Below are 1,041 nucleotides of genomic sequence, written 5' to 3'. Positions count from 1 at the left end.
GGGGGCGGGCCTGCCGCTGTCGGTCGGCTGCACCACGGTCAACAAGATGTGCGGTTCGGGCATGCGCGCGGCCATGAACGCGTATGACGCGCTGCTCGCGGGCTCGGTCGACGTGGTGGTCGCGGGCGGCATGGAAAGCATGACGAATGCGCCGTACCTGATCCCGAAAGGCCGCGGTGGCTATCGCATCGGCCACGGCATGATCTACGACCACATGATGCTCGACGGCCTGGAAGACGCTTATGACAAGGGCCGCGCCATGGGCACCTTCGGCGAGGACTGCGCCGAGAAATACGGCTTCACGCGCGAAGCCCAGGACCACTTCGCGATGACGTCCGTGCGGCGCGCGCAGGAAGCCACCGAATCAGGCGCGTTCCGCTGGGAGATCACGCCCGTCACTGTGTCGAGCAAAGCCGGCGACACCGTCATCGACACCGATGAAGGCCCGCGCCGCATCAAGGTCGACAAGATCCCGTCGCTCAAGCCCGCCTTCAAGAAGGACGGCACGGTCACGGCCGCGTCGTCGTCGTCGATCAACGATGGCGCAGCTGCGCTGGTGATGATGCGCGAATCGACTGCCAAGCAGCTCGGCATCACGCCGCTGGCGGTGATGCTGGGCCACACCACGCACGCGCAAGCGCCGGGCTGGTTCACCACGGCGCCGGTCACGGCCATCGACAAGCTCTTCAAGAAGCTCGACTGGAACTCGGGCAACGTCGACCTGTTCGAGATCAACGAGGCGTTTGCCGTGGTGCCGATGGCCGCGATGCACGACCTGCACATCCCGCACGAGAAGGTGAACGTGAACGGTGGCGCGTGCGCGCTGGGCCATCCGATCGGTGCATCGGGCGCACGCGTAATCGCCACGCTGCTGGGCGCCCTGCGACACCGCGGCGGCAAGCGCGGCGTGGCCAGCCTGTGCATCGGTGGCGGCGAGGCCACGGCTGTCGGCATCGAACTCTACTAAGGCACGCGCATGACGAATGCAACGTCGCGCCGCACGCGCACCGCGCTCATCCTGGGCGCGTCGCGCGGCATCGG

The 1,041-nt window shown here is 67.2% G+C and carries 1 protein-coding gene; it reads left to right on the top strand.

Annotated elements, in window-relative coordinates:
- Positions 1-967: acetyl-CoA C-acyltransferase (locus tag FUT88_RS25175; RefSeq protein ID WP_147219265.1), on the top strand; the 967-nt coding region annotated here is incomplete at its 5' end.
- Between the last annotated feature and the right edge of the window lie 74 nt (positions 968-1,041).

This window comes from Ralstonia sp. TCR112 (assembly GCF_007997035.1).
Classification (GTDB): domain Bacteria; phylum Pseudomonadota; class Gammaproteobacteria; order Burkholderiales; family Burkholderiaceae; genus Ralstonia; species Ralstonia edaphi.
The sequence above is the reverse complement of the archived record's forward strand: the minus strand, read 5'-3'. Positions and strand labels throughout refer to the sequence as shown.